At 63.1% G+C, this 21,056-nt stretch carries 18 protein-coding genes; 10 read left to right on the forward strand and 8 right to left on the reverse strand.

The features are described from left to right. Window positions 1-63: 63 nt before the first annotated feature. Window positions 64-702, reverse strand: coding sequence for a hypothetical protein (locus tag F6X51_RS23905; RefSeq protein ID WP_150966197.1), 639 nt, complete (start codon window positions 700-702; stop codon window positions 64-66). Between the two features lie 187 nt (window positions 703-889). Here F6X51_RS23905 and F6X51_RS23910 point away from each other — a divergent pair, with 187 nt between their 5' ends. Next, the gene (locus F6X51_RS23910) at window positions 890-2,545 is read left to right on the forward strand and encodes a tyrosine-type recombinase/integrase (protein WP_191970230.1); all 1,656 of its coding nucleotides are present in this window, start codon (window positions 890-892) and stop codon (window positions 2,543-2,545) included. A gap of 82 nt (window positions 2,546-2,627) precedes the next feature. On the opposite strand, the gene F6X51_RS23915 is transcribed toward F6X51_RS23910, so the two are convergent. Next, window positions 2,628-3,893, reverse strand: a complete 1,266-nt coding sequence (locus tag F6X51_RS23915; RefSeq protein ID WP_191970231.1) for a PDDEXK-like family protein — start codon at window positions 3,891-3,893, stop codon at window positions 2,628-2,630. A 690-nt stretch (window positions 3,894-4,583) separates the two neighbouring features. On the opposite strand from F6X51_RS23915, the gene F6X51_RS23920 reads away from it, so the two are divergent. Beyond that, window positions 4,584-5,456 carry an LbetaH domain-containing protein gene (locus F6X51_RS23920; RefSeq protein WP_191970232.1) on the forward strand — a complete coding sequence of 291 codons (873 nt, stop codon included), beginning with the start codon at window positions 4,584-4,586 and terminating at the stop codon, window positions 5,454-5,456. A gap of 147 nt (window positions 5,457-5,603) precedes the next feature. Here F6X51_RS23920 and F6X51_RS23925 read toward each other — a convergent pair whose 3' ends face one another. The 3 genes from F6X51_RS23925 to F6X51_RS23935 all read right to left on the reverse strand — a co-directional run bounded on the left by F6X51_RS23925 (window position 5,604) and on the right by F6X51_RS23935 (window position 10,549). Then, window positions 5,604-6,401, reverse strand: a complete 798-nt coding sequence (locus F6X51_RS23925) for a SapC family protein (protein WP_150966205.1) — start codon at window positions 6,399-6,401, stop codon at window positions 5,604-5,606. A gap of 45 nt (window positions 6,402-6,446) precedes the next feature. Further along, window positions 6,447-8,000 (reverse strand): class I SAM-dependent methyltransferase, encoded by a 1,554-nt coding sequence (locus tag F6X51_RS23930; RefSeq protein WP_191970233.1) that lies wholly within the window; start codon window positions 7,998-8,000, stop codon window positions 6,447-6,449. A 140-nt stretch (window positions 8,001-8,140) separates the two neighbouring features. Then, window positions 8,141-10,549: a DUF4214 domain-containing protein gene (locus tag F6X51_RS23935; protein WP_150966209.1), complete on the reverse strand. Its 2,409-nt coding sequence runs from the start codon at window positions 10,547-10,549 to the stop codon at window positions 8,141-8,143. 544 nt (window positions 10,550-11,093) lie between these two features. Here F6X51_RS23935 and F6X51_RS23940 point away from each other — a divergent pair. After that, window positions 11,094-11,498 carry a helix-turn-helix domain-containing protein gene (locus tag F6X51_RS23940; protein ID WP_150966210.1) on the forward strand — a complete coding sequence of 135 codons (405 nt, stop codon included), beginning with the start codon at window positions 11,094-11,096 and terminating at the stop codon, window positions 11,496-11,498. Window positions 11,499-11,523: 25 nt separating this feature from the next. Here the strand turns inward: F6X51_RS23940 and F6X51_RS23945 are convergent, their stop codons facing one another. Together F6X51_RS23945 and F6X51_RS23950 are read right to left on the reverse strand one after the other, a co-directional pair. Further along, window positions 11,524-12,132 (reverse strand): CatB-related O-acetyltransferase, encoded by a 609-nt coding sequence (locus F6X51_RS23945; protein WP_150966212.1) that lies wholly within the window; start codon window positions 12,130-12,132, stop codon window positions 11,524-11,526. Between the two features lie 142 nt (window positions 12,133-12,274). Then, the gene (locus F6X51_RS23950) at window positions 12,275-12,619 is read right to left on the reverse strand and encodes an L-2-amino-thiazoline-4-carboxylic acid hydrolase (RefSeq protein ID WP_150966214.1); all 345 of its coding nucleotides are present in this window, start codon (window positions 12,617-12,619) and stop codon (window positions 12,275-12,277) included. Between the two features lie 1,739 nt (window positions 12,620-14,358). Between F6X51_RS23950 and F6X51_RS23955 the strand changes: the two genes are divergently transcribed. The 7 genes from F6X51_RS23955 (at window position 14,359) to F6X51_RS23985 (ending at window position 20,734) form a co-directional block, all read left to right on the forward strand. Continuing rightward, window positions 14,359-14,682: a hypothetical protein gene (locus tag F6X51_RS23955; protein WP_191970234.1), complete on the forward strand. Its 324-nt coding sequence runs from the start codon at window positions 14,359-14,361 to the stop codon at window positions 14,680-14,682. A 285-nt stretch (window positions 14,683-14,967) separates the two neighbouring features. Further along, a complete protein-coding gene (locus tag F6X51_RS23960) occupies window positions 14,968-15,651 on the forward strand; it encodes a hypothetical protein (RefSeq protein ID WP_150966218.1) in 684 nt (227 codons plus the stop codon). A gap of 51 nt (window positions 15,652-15,702) precedes the next feature. Next, on the forward strand, window positions 15,703-17,763 hold the full coding sequence (locus F6X51_RS23965) for an AAA family ATPase (RefSeq protein WP_150966220.1): 2,061 nt from the start codon (window positions 15,703-15,705) through the stop codon (window positions 17,761-17,763). Window positions 17,764-17,899: 136 nt separating this feature from the next. Next, window positions 17,900-18,220 carry a DUF6634 family protein gene (locus F6X51_RS23970; RefSeq protein ID WP_150966222.1) on the forward strand — a complete coding sequence of 107 codons (321 nt, stop codon included), beginning with the start codon at window positions 17,900-17,902 and terminating at the stop codon, window positions 18,218-18,220. A gap of 157 nt (window positions 18,221-18,377) precedes the next feature. Then, entirely contained in the window at window positions 18,378-19,106 is a 729-nt protein-coding gene (locus F6X51_RS23975) for a 3'-5' exonuclease (protein ID WP_150966224.1), read from the forward strand. Window positions 19,107-19,432: 326 nt separating this feature from the next. Beyond that, window positions 19,433-20,029, forward strand: coding sequence for a hypothetical protein (locus F6X51_RS23980; protein ID WP_150966226.1), 597 nt, complete (start codon window positions 19,433-19,435; stop codon window positions 20,027-20,029). 456 nt (window positions 20,030-20,485) lie between these two features. Beyond that, window positions 20,486-20,734, forward strand: coding sequence for a PilZ domain-containing protein (locus F6X51_RS23985; RefSeq protein ID WP_150966228.1), 249 nt, complete (start codon window positions 20,486-20,488; stop codon window positions 20,732-20,734). A gap of 106 nt (window positions 20,735-20,840) precedes the next feature. Here F6X51_RS23985 and F6X51_RS28155 read toward each other — a convergent pair whose 3' ends face one another. After that, window positions 20,841-21,005: a hypothetical protein gene (locus F6X51_RS28155; protein WP_191970235.1), complete on the reverse strand. Its 165-nt coding sequence runs from the start codon at window positions 21,003-21,005 to the stop codon at window positions 20,841-20,843. Window positions 21,006-21,056 lie beyond the last annotated feature (51 nt).

The following is a 21,056-nucleotide window of genomic DNA, read 5'->3' on the forward strand; positions in this document are numbered from 1 at the left end:
TGTCCTGGGGGGCCCGTTTGGACGCCGATCACCCCGAAAACGGGGTCCTTATTCCACGCCTAATCACAGCGACCCGCGGAGAAGGGCGAGAAGCGCATTCGCCTTCGCGACACGCTCAGGGCTCGTAAGATGCTTCAGGACCTCCGCGTGAAGAAGGACCGGATCAAGCTCATCGACAGCCGCGATGGTTGCCGAGGTGAGAGGGCCGCAAAAGCGCAACGCCATCGCTTTCGGGCTCTCCGGCTCCGCGGTGAAGATCTCCCACAAACGGCGATAGGTGCCGGGCTCAGCGAAAGGATCGCTCCCGTCTGGAGAAAGACGGTTCTCCCTCACCCGCATGAGGGCACGCAGGTACCCGATTGGAACAGCGCTGCTGGGCACCGCGAAGGCGGCGGCGACCAGATTGCGAGCCGACCGGGTCCGCAAGGCTTCGCCGATGCCGGCCGCGCCCTGAGCCGTGATGCCAAGACAGGCGAGAAAGGGCTGCGGGTGGTCGAGATCAACGCATGCGAGTGTCACGAAGGCGGCTTGCCGAGACAGCAGACCGGCCGTTGCGAGATCGGCGCTGCATCCGCGGGCGCCTTCCTGATCCAGTCTCGTCAAAGGCTTCAGTGGCCAACCAATCACCGCGAAGGGTTCGCGCCGCGAGGGCCGGTCCTCTCGTTGAGGAGAAGCAGATGTCGAGCATGTGGCGAGTCGCAATCAGGGCTCCATGGTATATTCGGACCATAAACGCTGCCACAGATCTCGCTTCTTGCAACTAATTTCTGGTGCGAGCGCTCGCTCCCAAGCCTCCCCCATGACATGACCCAGAAAGTCGTTGCGGAAAAACGAATCTCTGCTTCCATCCTGGGCCGCTCGCTGATCCTTGGGCGTGCGTGGGAACATCGTGCCGAAGGTCGTCCTCACCGTTCCTTTCATTCGAAGCGCCACCTGTCCTCTCGACCGGAAAAAGACCGACTATTTCGACAGGAATTTCACAGGGTTCCTACTCGAAGTCCGAGCCTCTGGCCGGAAGACGTTCCACCAGCGCTACAGCGACGAACGAGGACGTGAGCGCCAGTTCAAGATCGGCCCTGCCGACGTCCTCTCGCTGGAACAGGCCAAGCGGAAGGCGCAGGCCATACGAGCCGAAGCCTTCTTGGGGTCTGACCCTCAGCGGAAGCGTCAGGCGATCCGGGTGGTCCCAACCCTCGCCCAGCTTATCCGAGACCGCTACATCCCTCACATCCAGGGCTACAGACGAAGCTGGCGCTCCGACGAGATTACCCTTCGACTCCACGCCCTGCCGAAGCTCGGGTCGCTGTACCTTGACGAGGTGACCGCGGAACACGTTGTCGACGTGGTGCGCGGCATGAAGCTCGACGGCTACTCGCCGAGCACGACGAACCGCGTCATTATCGTCCTGCGCTTCGCCTACAATCTGGCTCGCCGCTGGAAGCTGCCGGGGGCCAGCGAGAATCCCGTCACGGGCATAAAACTCGCGGAGGAGCATCACCGAGAGCGCTTCCTCACCGAGGTCGAGACGAAACGCCTTGTCGACGCACTGTCTGTCGACACGAACCGCGTCGCTGCCAACGCGATCCTGCTCCTGCTGCTGACAGGCGCGCGGCGTAACGAGATCGGCCAAGCTCAGTGGAGCTACGTGGATTGGCGCAGGCGAACCCTCCTGGTGCCGCTTTCCAAATCCGGCAAGCCACGGAGGATCACGCTGAACGCAGGGGCCGTCGCATTGCTCCAGTCCGTCATGCCGGTCCCGGGCAACCCATTCATCTTCCCCTGTCAGAGGACTGGCCGCCCGTCACCGACCTTGTTCAGCACCTGGAACCGGGTGCGAACCCGAGCCGGGTTGCCGGATCTCAGGCTGCACGATCTAAGGCACAGCTTCGCCAGCTTCCTGATCAACCGAGGCGTGTCGCTCTACGTGGTCCAGAAGCTGCTCGGCCACACCCAGATCAAGACGACGCAGCGGTACTCCCACTTGGCGCAGGAGACGCTTCAGAGTGCGGCTGAGGCCGCCGGCACGTTGGTAGATGAGGCCGCCACGAACAGGCTGAATGGGAGCCTGCTGGAGTCCGCGCCAACTCAGTTGGGCGCCGCGAATGAGACGGCAAGGGGCAAAGGCAGGTCAGAACCATGCCCGAGGTCGACGGCATCGAAGCCGGCGAACTCGCTCACCGACACCCAGCGTCCCTCCATCCCAGAGATGAAGAAGCTCCGCCGTGAAGGTGGTCGCCTCTTGAGGCTTCTGCGCGAGGAACGAGGGCTTTCTCAACGTGAGTTGTGCGCGATGGTCGGCGGTGGAGCCTACACCTTCATATCGCAATTGGAGACTGGGCGTGGCCGGGTTCCACCGGACAAGCTGCGGGTCTGGGCCGAGGCACTCGGCCTACCGCCCGCTGAGTTCGCCAAGATGATGTTGGCCTACTACGACCCGGCGAGTTTTGAGATTCTCTTCGGGGATGACGAGGTTGTTATCGTTCACGGTGACACGAACGCTCTCGTCGCGGAGGCGACGAAAGTGAGTTTGCGCATCGTCCACTAACTTCGGGCTCTCGGGAGACGATAGTTCAGCCGGCACGAAGAGTGTCCACGTATTGCCCATCGTGATGCAGGAAGATTTAGGCCTATGTCGCAGTAGCCGACTCCCCTGCACCGGCTGCCAGTTGGGCATCCCGAATCTTCTCGATGGCAGCGAACTCCCCCTCAACGAGGCGGACGAGGAACTGCGGAAATCGTTCGTCGAAGTGGCGGGCGGACAACGGGAAGGGCTTCAAGTACCAGTAGCCTTCTCCTACGCGGTGCCATCCTATGCTCTCCCCATCCGAGAATTCGAGAGGATTCTCATCAGAACCGACCGCAACAAAGGCATGTTCCGGTTCTGGCAGACGCGGTTCAGACTGCGCGAGATCCCCGAGTAGGGGCGCAAAGTAGATGCCGTAGGCGACATACATCTTCTTGGCGCCATCGAAATACGTCCAGCCCCAAGCACGGCTCGCGGCAGCGGCCGACTCGTGGCTCTGAGAGCGCGCAACCAGCAGGCCTGGATGTCTATGAAGCAGTTCGGCTCCGACTTCGGTGAACACAGCGTCGAATTTTCGAATTGGAGATAGCGCAACGTTCACAGCAGATATGTCGACTGCGGTAAGGTCCGACGAGTCCATTTCATAGCTCTCCAGAAAGCTGCAAATTTCACGCCCGACGAACTTCCACGCTGGAACATCGGGATCGTTTGCGTTACTTCCGACGACTCTGCGAAGCATGCCGTGAAGATTCCGCCAGTAGACCTGATGTGGGATGGCGCCATACCGCTCGGAGTTCGCGACCACGAAATCGGCCGGAGCTTTCGCCGCGTGGGTCAGGACGGCGATCACTCCGGGCCATCCTTGCGGCTTCTTCGCGTCACGTAGCCAGAAACCGTAGGTCTCCAACTGGTGCCTCTCAAGATTTCTGTCGTCTTGCTCGTTGCTAGTCTCGGGAGTGGTCCGCCTGAGATGGCGCTGGAATGCAGCAAATATTTTGCTTTCGACCACGATGAGGGGCTGACCGTCGAGTTCGACGAGGAGATCAAGGATGTTCCGATCCTCAAGCCGCACTTGGGTCCGAATCTCAATACGCCGACCACTTGCTAGAGCCTTGAAGTCAGCAGTCATCTCGCGTGGGACGAAGCAGTCAGCAATGAGCCGAGCAGCTTCCGGAGCGGGCGCCCTGTTCAGGAAGTCCGCTAAAACTTCGGACAGGAAGTCCTCAAGCTGTGTCTTCTTCTCAGTGGATTTGTAGCGGAAAAGGCGGTTGAGAAAGGTAGTCGGCGCAACGGCTCGTTGCGGAGCGGGACGGCGCTCCAGAGACACCCCTGATGGAGTTGGGTTGCTTATCGGGGTCAGATCGTCCATCGGCACGTCCATCCCTTCCGGCAACCTTTCAGCTTCGCCGCAGCTTCTCGCACACCAGCGGCTGCCCACCTGTCCTGAACGGTACATTTTCGTACCCAAGTAGGCTACCCCGGACCGACCACAAAACGCCTTGAGTAGGTTGTTTGACCGAGAAGCCGACGAGCACGCGACATGAGCCTGTCCGCAGAAAGATAGGTCTTGATTCCTCCGCAGCGCTCCGCTCCACGGCGAACAATGTTGGTTTCGAATCGGCGAAGCTCGGATCGCTGAGGAAGCGAATTTCGCCAGAAATCCTGCTCGCCATCTCGGCATACGCTGGGTCGAACGAGCCGCCCAACCTGTTGATATGGAACGGCTTTCCCTGCGGAGCCGGGCCTAAATCTCGGCCGCCGATCTAGGCATAGTCTAGGCACGGGCCTTTTTGGCCGCGTTTGGAGATCACTATATAGGCTGCTCGGAGCCTACCGGCTGGGCACCGAAACCCGCCCCCGGGTGTCACAAAAACTCAGTTGAAGACGGTTTCAGTCTGCCCCGGCCCCAACCATGCGGACTCGACCGACATGTTCCAGCCGGCTGCCTGAGCCTTCTGGCTCAGCGATTCAACAGCCCAATTCGCCATCGACTGGCAGAACGGAAAATGTTATCGACCAGATACCCGTCAAAGCCGAGTTTCGAAGCTTAATAGCATTCATGGCACAAGAACTTAATCCGAAGTCGCTCTACAAGATGGATGCAAGCGCAGATCCGAGGCGGGTCGGGGAGATACTCTTCCCGTATGAATTCTGCCTCTCGTTGGATGATCGGCAGATCGAGATCGGGCGATTTTCGATTGGAATGCTCGGTGTGATTCGGCTGATCGGCCAACCTCCGCGCGGCACGATCCTTTCAATAGGAGCCTTGTGTGAAGCTTCGAAAGATAGCCAGATAATCGTTGGCGGAGAACACCGCAATGAATCTCTTGTAAATTTTACTTATGCATCAATTGGCGCTTTCTTCACGTTTTTTGACGACAACGTTAATAACCCTGCGCTTGAGCCCGTAGGAATGCCGACAACAATCGGCGACAATGTCGTGATATCTTCGCGTGCTACAATTTTGGATGGCTCATTCGTTGGCGCTGGCTCAATACTTGCCGCAAATGCAGTAGTAACTAGCAAATGCGACGCTTTTAGTATCTACGGTGGCGTGCCTGCCAAGAAAATACGCAACCGTTTCTCGCCAGAACGATTAAATATTTATCAGAGGCTTGACCTTGCAAGTGTGCGCGCGCATTGCTTGCCCAAAGTGGCACGCTTGGCGGCCCAATTAGATCAGGATAGCGATGCAGGCGAGTTATGGAGCAATATCGAGCGGATGGCACGTAGGCCGAAGATATTTGCGGATGCTTCAAGGGACAGCGATGGAAAAATCGCCATTAAGAGCATCACCAAATACGCTATTGGAGATGAGACACTGTCAGATGCGATTAAAGTCCGCCTTGATGAGTACTTCGCGCAGGCGTTGCAGCGTTCTCCAATTTTTCAGTGGTCACCCGATATCTTTTACGCTTTAGGGATTGAATGACCTACTGGAGAACAATTGAATATTGGTGGCTTGAGGCGGAGTTCTGGCACCAGTCGGTTCCCAAGTTCCATTTTCAAAGAATTGTTTAGTTGACGCCTGCATCCAACCGCGATTCGAGGCGCATCTGCAAGGAATCTCGATTCGTGCTCAGCGCCCGATCTTGCTCCAGTCCCAGTCGATGGTGTTGTCCTCGGGCAGCATGACCATCGGCTTGACCTCAGCCTTCGCGCGCTCGGCCGCTTCAGCCTGCGCGCGGGCCTGGGCCAATTCGCCCAGGGTGGAGAGATTGCCCATGGAGAGGAGTTGCGCGTAGGCGACGCCGACGACACCTGCCCGACGAAACCGGCCGAAGGCGGCATCGTCGAGGGTGTTCAGCGCCGTCTCGTTGATACGACTCAAGCCAGCGATCTGCTGCGACCCATTCTCGCCCTGGATGGTGATGGGCCAGGGCTCGATCACACCGGCTGCACGAAGCTGCCCGCAGGCATTGGCAAGGACGGCTTCGCTTTTCGCGGTCTCATGGAGGAAGGCCGAAACCTGCCGAACTGATGCGCTGAGTTCACCACTTTCATCGAAGAAGGTTTCGCCTTCCCCGCTTTCGACGATGAGCCCGCTCGCCTCGTCGATGCAGAGCATCGGCTGCACAGCCTCATTCCAGCCGATGCGGAAGGGGTAGGCTCGAAAGACCGATGGGACGTACCCAACGACCCAGTTCCCATTCGATGCCACGTATAGGTTCTGCCCAGGGAGAAGGCCAAGAACGGCAGCGAGCGTCCATCCGCCCTCACGCTCTACGAAGGCCAACGGCAACGCCAGAGCGGCCTTGCCGACCTCTGCGGCGGCAAGGGGAGCGATGGCAGTCGTAGCCGTGAAACCATAGCCATTGTAGCGCCGCCAGCGAAGGCTGGCGTGGCGCTCATGTGAAAGCGGTTGGATGCTGCTCATAGACGCTGCCTCAAACGAGATGCGCTACCCGCACCAGGAATGCGGCTACAGGATGCCGAGCTTCTGCCAGACCGGCAGCTTCTCGGACAGGAAAGTAGCGGCATCCGCGCTGACGATCCTCTGGCGTTCAGCCGGATCGGTGATGGTCCTGCCCTCCTTCACCCAGTTGATGCCGAGGCGCTGCATCGTCTGGATGACGTAAGCCGAGACCATCTCGGCGTTCTCACCCTGGCCAGCCAAGACCGCGGTCAGCATCAGAAGTTCGCTGTGAGGGACCTGGATGCCGGAGCCAGCGGTAGGGGCGGCCAGGAAGCTGTAGACCCGTCCGTTCAGCATCTTCTCGGCGATGACCCGGTTGAGGCGCTGTGCTGGCTTCGGATCGACCTCAGAGCCAACAGTGCCGCCAGCAGCGACTGGGAGCACCTGCCCGCTGTGGACGAACAGACCAACCGCCTGGAGAGCAGCACCGGCCCCGCCCTGCTGAAACACAGGCAGAGCGGCGATCTCGGCAAAGCTCGCTGTCTTATCAGCTAGCAGGTCAGCTACCGCGCCGTAGATCTCGGCGTTGCCGTCGAGGTCACCCACAGGGCTCGGGATCTTGAATGACACCTGCGAACGCGGCACGGCCAGGGCGAAGCACATCGTGCTGAGGATCGCGTTGTGCTCAGCCGGATTGAGGACACCAACGCCTCGGGCAAACAGGTCACGCCGGAACTGCTTGTTCGAGGCGATATCCCGCAGCGTCTCCTTGAAAATTGGATCTGTTTCGGCGCTAATCCGAGCACGGGTCCCCTCGGGCACGGCAAGCCCGTCGATGTTCTCGACGAGAGTGCCCGAGCCAACGAAGCCGAGTTTGGCTCGGCCGAACATGTCAGCAACATCGGCGAAGTGAAAGATGAACCAGTTGGCGTTCAGGTACTCATGAGCAAGATAATTCTTGTCGAGCGTGCTCATCCTCTCGACACGCTGCTCAAGACCTGAGTTGGCTTTGAAGTAGCCAGCGCCCTCGCTCATCAGCGCCTTGACGAGTTCGAGGCCGGAGCCTGTTTGCTGATCAGAGCGGCCTGTCACCCGCTTGGCATTTTCGCGCATCAAGCGCTGCAACGGCAGTACTGGTGCCCAACCGGGCATGCAGTTGTAAGAGACGTATAGAAGGCCGCCGGGCTTAAGCCGTTTACGGGCAATCTCGACAATGGCCTCATGTGCCTCCGCCGAGACCCAGGTCAGGATGCCGTGGAGGACAATTAGGTCGAGGTCATGCTGCCCTTCCTGCGCGTCTCGGGCTAGGTCTTGAAAACTGGCTTCGCGGAGGCTGACGTTGGTAAGTTCCGCTTCATCCACCAGACCACGAGCGTGAGCCACGTGCAGTGGGTTGAAATCGACGCCTTCGAAATGGGTTGCCGGGTTCGCTGCGGCATTGATAACAAACCCGAGGCCCATACCGAAGCCGAGTTCGAGTACACGCTTGGGTCGGAGCGCTAGTCCCGGATGCTTGCCGACACAGGCAGCAGCGAAGGCGATGTGGGCAGGGACCGTCTCCCGGTAAAAGCCGAGAGCATACGGGATGTCGGCCACATAGCCTTCGGTCCAGGCGGTCATGTGCATTCCTTGGGCAACCCGAATGTGGTGCGGTGGCGTGCATCTCTAAACGATGGGCCATCCAAACGAAACGGGGGACCCGAAGGCCCCCCGCTCGCATTACGTGATCAGCAGTGAGGTGCTGATCGGACCCTGGTGACTTAGGCGACGGGGCCGAAGTTCGCAGCGGTCAGGTTGGCGACGGTGACGCCAGTCAGCTTCACAACGTTGTCGCCAGCGATGTAGCCAGTGGTGGTGGAAGTGGCGGCCTCGTGCAGAGCGTAGGTGTCGCCTCCGTAGCTGAAGGCAGTCCAACCAGCCGCAGCGTGGGCGTCGGCAGCAGCGTTGATTGCAGCCGTGAGGCTCGCAGCAGCGCCAATGGTAGTCTGCTGAGCAGCGGTCACTGCGGTGTAGGTGTTCACGACGGCGCCACCACCCGTGACAGCGAGGTGATCGCCCCCAGCACCAGCGGTGAAGCTGGAGATCACGTCGATCTGACCAACGACGCCAGCCGCGAGCACACCGGACTCCGAAGTGCCAGAAGTGAAGTTCGCAGTATCCACACCCGAGCCGAAGGTAATCTGGTCAGCACCGGTACCACCGGTAACGACGCTGCCACCCGTACCAACAGTGATCACGTCAACACCGGCAGAACCAACAACGGTAAGCTTGCCCGTGAAGGAGCCCGCGTTGATGATCCCTCCGGTGTCCGTTGCCGCGAAGTCCGCACCAGCAACTGTTTTGAGAGCGCTGATCGTCAATGCCTGCGAACCGGTGACAGTGACTGTGGTGTTCGACGCGAGGTCGAGTTCACCCACAACGTTGGCGCCGACCCCAGCAACACCGCTCGAAGCAAGGTTGATTTGGGTCTGACCATTGGCGACGATGGTACCAGCTTGAGCAGTACCGGCCGTGCCAAGAGCGTTTACGTCGGTGCCTTCGAGTGCGAGGTTCAGCGTCGTAGCGCCAGCCCGAGCAGTAAAGGTCGCATTGCCAGCGTTATCCGAGCCAAAGGCGTACGTACGAGCGCCAGAGAGTTCGACAACGTCGTTGCCAGTGGTGTTGAAGATCAGCTTGGTGATGGCGGCGTTCGTGAAGGTATCGCCATTCACCTGAGCACCGGTCGCGCCAGTGAACTCAAGCTGCTCAATGCTCGCGAGAGTATTGACACCCTTAATCACGTCTCCGCCAGCCGTACGGAAGTCGCCGCCGCTGATCGAAACAGTGTCAGTGCCGGCGCCGCCGTTGATCACGTCAGCGTTGGTGAGCGTGCCACCAAGAACGAGTTTGTCATTGCCAGCGCCGCCCGTGAAGGCAACAGCAGCGGCGTTCGTCGCCGTGACCGTGACGTTACCCGTCGAGGCCGACGCATTGATCGTCGTCAGGTTCGCCGAACCATTCGCGGTGATCGAGGTGGTACCCGTCGCCGAAATGTTCAGGGTCTTGAGATCAGTGTCGGTGATGTTGATGCCCGTACCAACACCGGAGACGTTCAGGGTCTCGATTCCAGCAACGGTCACAGTGCTCGTGCCAGTCAGCTTGGCAGCATCGAGAGCGAGAGAAGCAGTGTCAGCAGTGCCCGCAACGTTGGCGTAAGTAAACGTCAGGTTTACGTTGGCGCCAACGGTACCCTTGATGCCAGCCGTCTGAGCGACGTTCAGATCCGTGAAAGTCTGATCGGCGGTCGAGGACTGCGCCCAGAACTGCGTCGCACCAGTGAACTGGTTCGCGCTGATCGAGGAAGCATTTGTCGTGTTCTGGATGAAGATCTGCTCGATGTTCGTCGTCGTTCCGCCGGTCGGGATGTTACCGGTCGTGAACAGGGTCAGCTTGTCAGTGCCAGCACCGCCGTTGAGGCTGTCACCGTTGTTGAAGGTATCCGTCGCGCCGCCGCCGCCATTGGTGTTCACGGCGCCAGTGAAGGTGTCGTTGCCAGCGCCGCCCGTGAAGGCCGTCCCAGTGTCGATGCCGGTCGTCAGCACGAAGCTCGTGCCAGCGTTGGTACCGCCGGTTGTGCCGCCCGACTGGCTGCCGAGCGAACCCGTGGTGTAGGTGCCCTGAGCAACGTTATCGAGGAAGGTGGTGACGTTGGCAGCGTTGAACTGGGAAGCCTCAGGCGAGTTCGCGATCTGGGCGAGCGCGTTCGAAGCGGTCAGCGTACGGAAGTAGGGAAGCTCGCTGGTGGCGGGCGTACGGCCGAGGATCGACTGGAAGGCGCTGGTGACGAAAGCGTCGCTGTTCGTCTGACCGGTCACGCCCGAGGTCTTGGCCTGATACTCGGTCGAGCCGAGGAACTGCTGGGTGATCTGGTCAAGAGTGAAGCCCTGACGAAGCTCGGTCGAGAAGAAGCGCAGACCAGCGGCATCCGGCACGCGGCCCAGGACTTCCTGGTACAGGCGCACGACGGGGGTCACGAAGGTGGTGGCTTCGGCCGAAAGCTCGATCTGCTGGCGCACCTGGGCGTCAGAGATGTCGGTACGGTTGGCGAAGAACTGGATGCCGCCCGTGTCGACGTTACGGAACAGAACGTTCTGGTAAATGGTGTTAAGTTGGTCAGCAGATAAGGCCATCTTGGGTCCCTTGCGGTGCTAGGGGGTTTCCGCCAGCGCTTTGGCTGGTCGGCTCCCTCCCCGGTGCCTCGACCGAGGTTGGTACGGTCGAGACGGTTTGTATTTCACGATATAGGCCTTGTCGAGCTCAATTTTCCGAGCCTTGCATTCATATTTTCGAGTGGTGTGGAAAAAGCACACAAGTGCTCAACTCATTGAGAATTCGTGCTTTTCTCAGGTTCGATTAGGGCGCTAGCCTTGCCGGCGGACTGCGTATTGTAGGCGGAAATGAGGCGCGGGTTTCGATTTCGATACGGGTAATTGTTCCGCTCGCATCGGGCTCCAGATGTCCACGTCCTGGTCAGAGCGACTCGAAGTTGTGGGTAGTGCACTGCTTCCTCGACCCGGCAGCATCCATGAATGCGCATCGGCTTCCGCACACAGGACGCTCAGTCGCCCTTACTTCCTTTGGTTCTGTCAGCGTATGCGCGTGTTACAGTCTGGATCGAAAATGTGCGTCGGTCCGCTCCGCCGGAAGCCTGCGCCACGTTACAAACGAGGTCCGATGTCCACAAACCCGCAGAAGCTGAGTTCGCCCGAGACGCAGGAGCTGCGGCGTGAGGCGGGCAAGCTCGTCAAGCATCTCCGCGAGCAGGCCGGGCATTCGCAGCGGTCTCTCTCGGCCGAGATCGGGTCACTGCCCTACACGTTCGTATCACAGATCGAGACCGGCCGCAGCCGGGTTCCACCCGATCAAATCCCCGTCTGGGCGGACGCCTTCGGCATCGACGCGCGCCGCTTCCTCTTGATGATCATGCGCTTCTACGATCCCGAAACCTTCGCGGTATTGTTCGAAGAGGAGCCAAGTATCCTCAGCGGCGAGGCATTTCCTGAACTGCTCGCGTCGCGCGATAACCCTGAACTCCCGGGGCATTCCTCCGGAGTTACACGCCAGTCAGATGGCGAGTGACGCGGAGGCGGAGCGCTAACCGGCCTCAACGCCAGACCGTAGCCTCGGCCCCAACACGGTGGGCGAGGGCAATGAAGGCATCGATGTCCGAGGAGAGAAGTTCATCGTACGCGGCGCGGATCCGCTCAGGCGACCAATTCCACCAGGCGATCTCTCGCAATGCGCTTATCTGCTCGGGGGAAAACCGCATCTTGATGACCCGTGCTGGAACGCCCCCCACGATTGCGTAAGGGGGCACGTCATCCACCACGAGCGCGTTGGCGGCGATGCAGGCCCCGTCCCCTATCGTTACCCCGGAGAGGATGCGGCAGGATTCGCCGAGCCATACATCGTTACCAATCCGCACGCCGCCATTCGTCGCTGGATGGCCGCTAATGTGCGCAGCCTTTGGATCCAGAACGCTGAATGGAAACGTGGTCACCCAATCAACACGGTGATTGCCGCCCAACATGATCGTAACATTGCCGGCGATACTGCAGTAACGGCCGATCTCAAGTCCTGCGTCCTCGCCCCACCATCGCACCTCGGGCATCCCGTAGGTGTATTCCCCGATCGTATGGCGAAAAGCGAATCCGGCCGCCGCGAAGGCTTCTCGGGTGATAGGCACAATCGCCGCCGCGTAGGCATTGCGCATCTCTGGGAGCATCGGCAATCTTTCACCGCTGGATTATGTCTATGACAGCGGTCTTACCCGCCGCAGCGAATGCTGTGTAGCCGTCTTTGCGACCTCTTTCGAAGGCAGATTCATTAATGAGTCAGCAACATCCTATTTCGCATTAATGTATACGGGGGCGGTCCGGCAAGTCTTGTCCGGCCTCTGCCGCCAGGCGGGCTATAGCACGTTGAAAGACCGCCTGGACTTCATCGGGCGGAAGAATCTGCTGCAGGTGGATCCTCAGGGCTTCCATGCCGATGTAGCAGACTTCGTTGACAGGGTCAGCGATCAATGCTGCGAGCTTAGAGTGCGTGTTACGAAATGTCTCAGCCTCGGCGTTGTCCATCAAAGTTTTTCCGCGGCGCGCTGCGTCGGACTTCGCAATACGGCCCAGGGAGACGATGGCGTCCTCGATCGCCGTTACATCGTTTTCAATCGACTGGGTCGGGGGAAGACTCGCAGACATCAAGATGGCTTCTCGTCATGTTTGAATCTTAAGCGGACCATCGAGAGGTGGACTACAAATTGGATATTGAATGCTCCAGCTAAACGGGACGAACCATCTTTAACCCAAGATTTTAAATAAAATTTCAGGAATTACCCGCATTACATAAGAAGATACCCAGTTACGATGAATGACTTACGGCCTCAGAACATTGAACGAATATCTACCAATTACATATTAGAGCGCCATTCCGAACTATAGTAGCTCAGCGTGCTGCGCCGGGTGGGATACCCATTGCAGGTTCACCGTAGGGTATCGGCGACGCAGACCTGCTTCGACCGCCGGTTGTAGGGGTCTGGGAACTGAAATCGGTTTCCCCTCCGCCGCCCTGCAGCCCGCCATATGTTCCGAGCGATTGCGGCTCAAGTTTGTGCTCCAAAGGGAGGGGGCAGATTACTTGGCAGATCCCGGGAAGGTCAGTCTGTTGCGAGCAGATACTTCGAGCCTCGCCGCTCACGCATACACAGCGGCAATCCGCTGACGCCAAGCTCGTCAACAACAGCCAGCCTACCGCAACCATGAACTCGCGCATCTGAACCTCGCCCCAGAGCCTTCGCTGGTCCCTGCGGGAACATCCACGGTTTGGGAAGAACCAAACCGCGAATCTCTCCGGACCAGCGTCAGTCCCGGCGACATTATAGCCCGTTCCCGGCGTGGGTCACCATTCGACAAGAAAGCCCGAATTGCGCTGCCGTATCGGGCGCAGGCTTCAAACCGAATTCAGCGACAGTCAGCAGTTCGTAAGATGTCCGTAGAAGTCGCCTTTTGAACTGTCGGTGATGCAAAGCGTGAGTCCTACACCTCCATACGCACAGACCGTGATGCGATGCCGGCTTGGTGCTAAACAGCCCTTTTTTGCCGCTTATAATTTGTGTAGTGCAAAGTAATAATTCAAAATGATCTCTTCCACAATGCATCCTGATGAGACACAGAAACATAGAACGACGCGGACGAGCTTCGTCCGGCCTTTGAGCTCAAGCAAATTCTCTGAGGTCACATGCTAGCAGTTTCGCGAGGCTGTGAATATATAAACTCGCAGGACATGGATGCCGCTTTCGTCCTGGCTCAGCTTTCGCGGACCACGTTTGGATCTCCGATCCTCTCGCTTCGGTTGATGAGGTCAAATACACTATGGCGGCCGTGACCCCGGCGGGGCGGTTACCGAGAATGTCTGGTGGCAACCGTGATCACGGACTCTCCGTCCCTGAGAAGTCGCCAATCCGCCAACCCGTCCGTCGGTAGAAGACCATGATCGGCAATCGCACTGGCAGCGCTGGGAGCTTGATCGCGAGGCCGGTGTGCCCGTGGCGACAGTGCGAAGAAGCCTCGCAGGATCTGTCCGTGGTCCGATCCAACTTTTCCCCTTCGACGCACACACGAGTTGCGTCGCTTCGGCCTCCAGAGGGATGGCACCTCCGAAGCTCAGTCCGCTTCGGCCCTCGTCACCTCAGATTCAAGGAGCGATAGGGGCAGCTTTCGTTAACTATGATCCTGTGCTTCTGCGGTCTTCCTTAGAAGAAGCGCAGGTCCGCTCTTGATCTTGCGTGATCGATGACACAAGTGTCACGCACCGGGAGCCGCAAACCCCGGCGTCAGAGTTTTGCGGATCGCCCCTTTTGCCGGAGGGGCGGCCGCCGATGCGATTGCCGTCGCATCGACAGCCTGGCCACGCACCCTTTCGTCTGAACCGAAAGAGCACCATGGTTGCCTCCATCTACGGCGAGCGCCCCTCGCCCTGCAATGCGTCCCCGCAGCTTTTTGAGGCCGGGACCGCCCCGCCGCTGCCGCGGCCGCCCCACTCCCCCGCGCCCCTCCCGTCGCCCGACGCCCGCGAGGTCCTCCGCGCCGCCTTGGCGCACGGCCGGCCCGTCGCCCTCGGGGACCTCGTCGACCTCCTGCCCGACCACCCGCAGCCGCTCTCCGCGGTGCTCGCGCTCGTCGACGCGGACGAGGCGGTGATCGACCTGCGCGGGCCCTTCGGTCCCGAGTGCCGCGTCTGGGGCCTGTCCCTCCCCCGCACCTAAGACAGGCGGACGGCGCCGCGCCCGCAAGCTGCCTCGGGCAGCCGCGCTCTTCGACGCTCCTCCGATGGCTTCCCGCAACGCCGTGATTGGCGTGGCCTCGGCGTCCTCGTGCGCCGCGGCCACGGCCCCGGCCGTCCGGCGCAGTCACGCGCCGTGCCGGACGAGACCGGAGCCGATCCCCGACGCTAGCGGCCGCCCTTGCGTGCTCCCCCTCGGGAATCGTCCCGCGGGCCGTCAACCCTTCCCGCCGCTCGATGGAGCCGGCGCTCGACGGAGCCGAACCCGATGACGATTCACGTCCCGAACCCTGCCACCGACGACGAGGCAACGCCCTGGACCCCGCCCCTCCTGCGGGAAACGTTCGCGGCGGTTCCGTGGCGGCAGGAGCCGGATCCGAGCGAACACAAGCCGCTCGCCCGGCACCTCGGCTGGCTCCTCGACGCCGCCCCGGTCGAGACGCGCAATCCGGGCCCGTCGCTCATGCGGGACATCGCCCGGCTTGATTCCGGTCACGGTCTCGTCCTGCGCGGGCTGCGGCTGGCGAACGGCACCCCGGTCGACCTCGTGGCGCTGCCGCGCTCCGTTGAGGCCGATCCGGCCTGCATCGCGGCCCTCCAGGCGCTGCGCCAGCGCCGGGGTCGGGCCGGCCGCCCGCTGCGGCTCGTGCGCGCGGCGACCATCGAGCGGCAGCCGCGCCTCTCGAATGCTCGCCGGATCGCCGCCTGCGCGGGCCTTGAGCCTCCGTTGCGCGAGACCCGGGACCTGGTCCGCCGCCTGAAGGCGCAGGGAGGTGCGAGCACGCTGCGCTACTGCCTCGGCGCGATGCGGGGCGTGGCCGATCCGGTCGGCGCGATCCTCTCCCTCGTCGGGGCGAAGATCCTGCAGATCGACCTCGAACATCCGCTCGGCCCCGACAGCTGGCTCCGCCTGAGCCCGCTCCTCGATCCCCCGCGGCTGCGTCTCGCCTGAGCGCGCCCACGGCATCGCCGAATGCCCCCATCATCAGGAGATCGACCCACCATGTCTCAGTCGCAGTCCCATGGCACCGAGAATTCTGCCGCCGCGCCCCTCGACCCGTCTGATCCGGCGCCGGGCGCCGAACCCGCCCCCGGCCAGGATTGGCCGAGCGCCGTTCCCGATGCCGCGGCCGATCCGGATTTCGGCGTCGACGGAGCGGACCGCGCCGCGGCGGGATTCGCGCACCAGCCGCCGCAGCCCAATCCCGGAACGCTCCTGGCCGAGCTCGCCCTCACCCGCGCCCTTGGCCGGCCGGGGCGCCGGGTCCTCCATGCCGGCCGGAACCAGCTCGTGCTCGTGCGCGTGCCGAACGCGGACTGGCTCGGCCCAGTCGAGACCGCGATCCATCGGGATGCCCGCAACGCGTCGGTGTTCAAGATCCGCAGCGACAAGCCGCGCGAGCGCGAGAGCCTCGTTGAGGAGGTCGGCCGGAGCCTGACCCAGGGACGGCTCGTGGCGGTCATCAGCACGAACGCGCAGCCCGTGCCGGCGAGCCTCGTCGCGGCGGCAGACCGCAGCATCAGCCTCGCCCTCCCGGACGTCGCCCTCGTCACCCGGGCGGTCCGCCGCTTCACCGGTAGCCGGGTCCGGAGCCGGCTCGATCCGCAGGACCTGGCCGGGCTCGGCCTGCCCGATCTCGTCGCGGCGATGCGGCCGTGCTCGGGTCCGGGGCCGATCCTGGCGCGGCTGCGCCGTGCGGGCGAGCGGCGCGCCGGGGCGAACGGCCTGCCGGACGTGCCGGCGCTGGAGGATCTCGGCGGCTACGGCGAGGCGCGGTCCTGGGCGCTCGGCCTCGTCGCGGACGTGGAGCGCTTCCGCGCCGGCGCACTCGCGGGCGATGCGCTGGAGTGCGCGATCTTCGGCGGTCCGCCGGGCACCGGCAAGACCACTTTGGCCCAGGCCGTCGCGCGCTCGGCCCGGTTGCCCCTCGTGGTGACGAGCGTCGCCGAGTGGCTCAACGGATCGAGTTACCTCGACAACGTGCTGAAGCAGCAGAACGCGTTCTTCGACGAGCTCCTGGCGCGCGCGCCCTGCATCGGCTTCCTCGACGAGATCGATGCCCTGCCGAGCCGGGACCGGATGTCCGACCGCAACGCGGATTACTGGACCACGATCCTGACGAACCAGTTCCTGCAGATGGATCGGATCCGCAAGGCCGGGCGCGGCGTGATCCTGCTCGCCGCCACCAACCACATCGACCGGCTCGACCCGGCCCTGCGCCGGCCGGGCCGCTTCGACCGAACCTTCACCATCGCCCCGCCCGACGAGGCGGCGCTCGCGGCGATCCTGCGCACGCATCTCGGGGCGGACCTCGCCGGCGCCGACCTCGTCGGCCTCGCCCGGCTCGGCCTCGGCGCCACTGGCGCCGAGGCGGTCGGCTGGATCCGCGCGGCGCGGGCGAGGGCGCGCCGCGAGGGACGCGACCTCACCGTCTCCGATCTCGCCGAGACGGTGCGCCCCCGCGATTCGCGGCCGGTCGCGTTCCAGCGCGCCGTCGCCCTGCACGAGGCCGGCCACGCCATCGTGGCGACCCGCCTCGGGATCCCGGTTCTGCATGTCTCGATCGAGCCGCGGGGTGCCGCCGCGGGCTGGACCCAGATCCGCAGCGTCGACGCGGTGCCGACCCGCGCCCGGATCGAGGCGCAGGTGACGGAAATCCTAGGGGGACGGGCGGCCGACATCCTGTTGGGGACCGGCCCGCACGCGGGGGCGAGCGCCGACCTGCGCCTTGCCACCGCACGGCTCGCTGCGCTCCGCACGTCGCACGGGCTCGGCCGAACCCTGCTCGCCCTCGACGAGGCCGAGGCGAGCGCGCTCTTGGCGCGGGATCCCCACCTCGCCCGCAGCGTCGAGCGCCACCTGCAGAGCCTGATGCGGGAAAGCCTCCGGCTCGTCGCGGCGAACCGCGACGCCGTCGCCGCGCTCGCGGAGATGCTCCTCCTCAGGCGCGTGGTCACCGGCCGGGAGGTCGAGGCCATCGCGGCGGCCCATCCGGGGACCGCTTCGGCCGGTTCGCGCCGGGCCCCCTCCCCCGACGCACCGCGGGCGGCGCGTTCGGGCTGAACCTGATCCGCCCGGAAGCGCCGGCTCCGCGGGCGGCGACTTCGGCCCGTTCCGCCCTCCCCCCGCTCGCGCCGGCGCATCCGCGCGCCGCACACCCTCGTCCGAGGCCTTTCCCCAGCCAGAAGGATCCCCCGACATGACCGGTCCGCGACATCTCGAACTCCACCTTCCGATCGACGAAGCGATTCGGCTGGAGAGCGCGCTCGCCGCCTTCGACCGTCTCACCGCCGGGGCTGGCCCCGACCGCTACGAGCTCGAGGCGGCCCCTCTGCTCTCCGACTGGCGCCGCAGCCTCATGCCGTCCGTCGAACCGGTCCTGATCGGCGCGGTCGAAGGGCATCCGCGCCTCTCGGGACGGCGCCACGTCGCGACCTCGCGGCTCCTCGCCCTCGACCCGCAGGCCGGGTGGGCCCGGACGCTGAACCGCTGGTACCGGCTCGGTCCCGCCGCCGATTAGCGCCGCCACTCCACGAGCCCCTCCCCTACCCCGAACCCTCAGGACATCCGCGATGCCGCGACGCCAGCCTCAGCCGTCGACCCGTTCCCCGCTCCCTGCCGGCCGGCGCCCGAGCGCTTCGCATCGTGGGCGCGCCGATGCGGAGCGGCCCGTGGTCGTGTTCGATCTCGAAACCGTACCGGACCTCGCGGCCCTCGCGCGGGCGCACGGCCTTGCCGCCTCGGACGAGGCGGGTGCCGAGGCGCTCCTCAAGGGCAAGTTCCCGAAGCTCGTCTTCCATAAGATCGTCTGCATCGGGATGCTGGTGGCCGAGCGCCGCGAAGGAATCTGGCGGGTGCGCTCGCTCGACGCTCCCCATGCCGGTCACCGCAGCGAAGCGGATTTGATCACCGACTTCGCGGCCGAGATCGAGGCGCTGCGGCCTCAGCTCGTGACCTTCAACGGGACGGCCTTCGACCTGCCGGTGCTCCGCTACAGGGCCCTGGTCCATCGCCTGCCGGTGCCGGGCCTGACCTGCCGTCCCTACTACCAGCGCTATTCCGAGGCGGCGCTCGATCTCTGCGACATGCTCGCCGGTTTCCTGCCCGGCGGCAAGGTCAGCCTCGACAGCCTGTCCCGCGCCCTCGACCTTCCCGGCAAGCCCGAAGGCATCGACGGGTCGCGGGTCCATGACTTCGTGCGCGCCGGACGGCTCGACGAGGTCTCGGCCTATTGCCGCGCCGACGTCGCGGCCACCTACCGGATCTGGCTCGCGCTCAAGCGTGTCCGCGGTGAAATCAGCGAAGCCGCATATCGTGCGAGCGAGGCCGACCTCGCGCAGCGGGGCGGCGAGACGCACCTTCAGCCTGCGCCGGTGCTTTTGGCCTCCGCAACCATGCCCGCCTGAGCCCTGGCCGTGCGGTGCCTTCGCGCGACGATGGTCCGGTGCGGCGTGATCGCGTCGGGCCCTGAGACCTGGCGTGGCTCCCGGCTGATCCGGTTCGTCCAACCAGCTCTGGGGCCGGGCCTAGCGCCCGTCCCGGCCTGTTGCTGCGCCATGGCACAGCCTCCCTGAACCGGTTCGGTCCCGGATGGCCGACCGCCACCTCGGCGCCGGTGCCTCGACGACCGGCGCTCTCGGCGATCGATGCTGCGCCTCGGCCCTTCGGCACCGTTGCGCGCCGCCCCATTCCTCACACCAGCCGGTTCGCGAAACCACTCCGGAGACCTCGCATGCGCGCACTCCTCCACGCCATCCTGCACCTGTTCCGCCTCGCCACCCTGATGTCCTGCCCGGTGGCGGGCACGAGCCTGCGGCTCGTCACCGACCGGCTCAGCGGCCAGCAGGTGCTCGCTGCCGATTGGGAAGACCTCGGCCATGTCTGTGCCTGGCTGCACAGGAACAAGCGCAGCGGGGCCTACCTGCTGATCGGACAGCGCGACGGACGACGCCGCGTCCGCGTCGGCGAAGGGGTGAAGCTCTGGAAGCGCCTGCCCGACCACCGTTCGGATCAGAGCCTGGCCTTCGTCGACGAGATCTACCTCCTGGTCTCACGCGGCTACAACAAGAGCGCCACGGTCTACCTGCAGGAGCAGCTCTCGGAGATCGTGCAGGCGGAGGTCCGGCTCGATTGGCACAAGGGCTGTAAACACTTGGCTGATTTTCCCTTGAGCCTGGAGGATCGCAAGACGCTCGATTTCGGCCTGCTCCTCGGCCTCAATCTCCTGAACGCGGCGGGCCTGCGTCTGCTCAAGCCGGAGCAGAGCCGACTGGCCGGTCAGGTCGTCGCGCTCCTGACGCAGGCGGGCGTGCGGCGCGACACGATCTGAGTGCCGCACTCGGCCGGCCCGCGCGAGGGCCATGCGAACGAAGTCCGCCGGGGCCCTTGCAGCCCCGGTGGCTTCGTGAACGGGTCCGCAGCAAGCAATCGACTCCTCCATCCGCCGCGCTCATTCCGAGCAGGCTCGAAGCGGTAAGGTGCGGTGAAGGCGGGCTCCGGTTCGATATCGCCAAAACTCGGAACTCCCGGCGAAATAGCGGATCGTCATCCCGCTGTTTTGAAGCGGACTGCGCTCGACTTCAGTCGCTCGGGACAGGCTCGACTTTGGACCCCGTTTCAGCGCTGATCGCCGCCACCCTAACTGATCCCCGCTATTCCCTCGGCTCAGATCGCGTTGATCTCGCCAGACGCCAGCAAGGTTTTCGAAACACTGTTGTCAACCGCTCATATCAGGCCACTGATGCGGCTTGAAACTTGCTGACTGAAGTAAAAAGGAGCGCGCAGGATGCTGGACCGTCGCCATACTGGCCGCCGAGATTTGTTCCGGATCGGGGAACTGCACCTTCCTGGGACATCCTATCCTCTCGGATGCCTGGTTCTCGATGCGTCCGAGACCGGTGCGCTGATCGAAGTTGGTTTCAGCGATGTCATTCCGGACCAGTTTCGGCTCACGGTCACGGCCGACGCGTTGGATCGCCGATGCGAAGTTGTGCGGCGCAAGAAGCGCACGCTGGGCGTGACATTCCTGGCCTGAGCTTCGAGCGCGCTCACTCCGACGCGCAGCCCATCACCGTCACGCGTCGAAGTGACCACCTGTTACAGGTGCTCCTCGGATTGAACGCTGTCCCGGCTCTCCAGGCTCACGCGCGCGACGCGGTTTCGCGGCGCCGGAGCAGATGCTCCAGGCGCCCCTGCCATCTCTGATCCATCTCGGCCGGCGACCGATTCAACGACCGTCTCGTCGCCATCAAGTCGAGGATCATCAGGACAATCCAGGGACCCGCAATGCCAACGAAGAACACCATTGCTTCATCCTCTGGGCTTAAGGCGCAACCGGAAGGTGCCCGATGATAGAG

This window comes from Methylobacterium planeticum (genome assembly GCF_008806345.1).
Lineage (GTDB): Bacteria > Pseudomonadota > Alphaproteobacteria > Rhizobiales > Beijerinckiaceae > Methylobacterium > Methylobacterium planeticum.

Coding starts and splice junctions, on each gene's coding strand:
- F6X51_RS23930 (WP_191970233.1), bottom strand. CDS start 8,000: ATGACCGCCTGGACCGAAGGCTATGTGGCCGACATCCCGTATGCTCTC.
- F6X51_RS28155 (WP_191970235.1), bottom strand. CDS start 21,005: ATGGTGTTCTTCGTTGGCATTGCGGGTCCCTGGATTGTCCTGATGATC.
- F6X51_RS23915 (WP_191970231.1), bottom strand. CDS start 3,893: ATGGACGATCTGACCCCGATAAGCAACCCAACTCCATCAGGGGTGTCT.
- F6X51_RS23920 (WP_191970232.1), top strand. CDS start 4,584: ATGGCACAAGAACTTAATCCGAAGTCGCTCTACAAGATGGATGCAAGC.
- F6X51_RS23955 (WP_191970234.1), top strand. CDS start 14,359: ATGGTTGCCTCCATCTACGGCGAGCGCCCCTCGCCCTGCAATGCGTCC.
- F6X51_RS23925 (WP_150966205.1), bottom strand. CDS start 6,401: ATGAGCAGCATCCAACCGCTTTCACATGAGCGCCACGCCAGCCTTCGC.
- F6X51_RS23980 (WP_150966226.1), top strand. CDS start 19,433: ATGCGCGCACTCCTCCACGCCATCCTGCACCTGTTCCGCCTCGCCACC.
- F6X51_RS23960 (WP_150966218.1), top strand. CDS start 14,968: ATGACGATTCACGTCCCGAACCCTGCCACCGACGACGAGGCAACGCCC.
- F6X51_RS23940 (WP_150966210.1), top strand. CDS start 11,094: ATGTCCACAAACCCGCAGAAGCTGAGTTCGCCCGAGACGCAGGAGCTG.
- F6X51_RS23935 (WP_150966209.1), bottom strand. CDS start 10,549: ATGGCCTTATCTGCTGACCAACTTAACACCATTTACCAGAACGTTCTG.
- F6X51_RS23950 (WP_150966214.1), bottom strand. CDS start 12,619: ATGTCTGCGAGTCTTCCCCCGACCCAGTCGATTGAAAACGATGTAACG.
- F6X51_RS23945 (WP_150966212.1), bottom strand. CDS start 12,132: ATGCGCAATGCCTACGCGGCGGCGATTGTGCCTATCACCCGAGAAGCC.
- F6X51_RS23965 (WP_150966220.1), top strand. CDS start 15,703: ATGTCTCAGTCGCAGTCCCATGGCACCGAGAATTCTGCCGCCGCGCCC.
- F6X51_RS23970 (WP_150966222.1), top strand. CDS start 17,900: ATGACCGGTCCGCGACATCTCGAACTCCACCTTCCGATCGACGAAGCG.
- F6X51_RS23985 (WP_150966228.1), top strand. CDS start 20,486: ATGCTGGACCGTCGCCATACTGGCCGCCGAGATTTGTTCCGGATCGGG.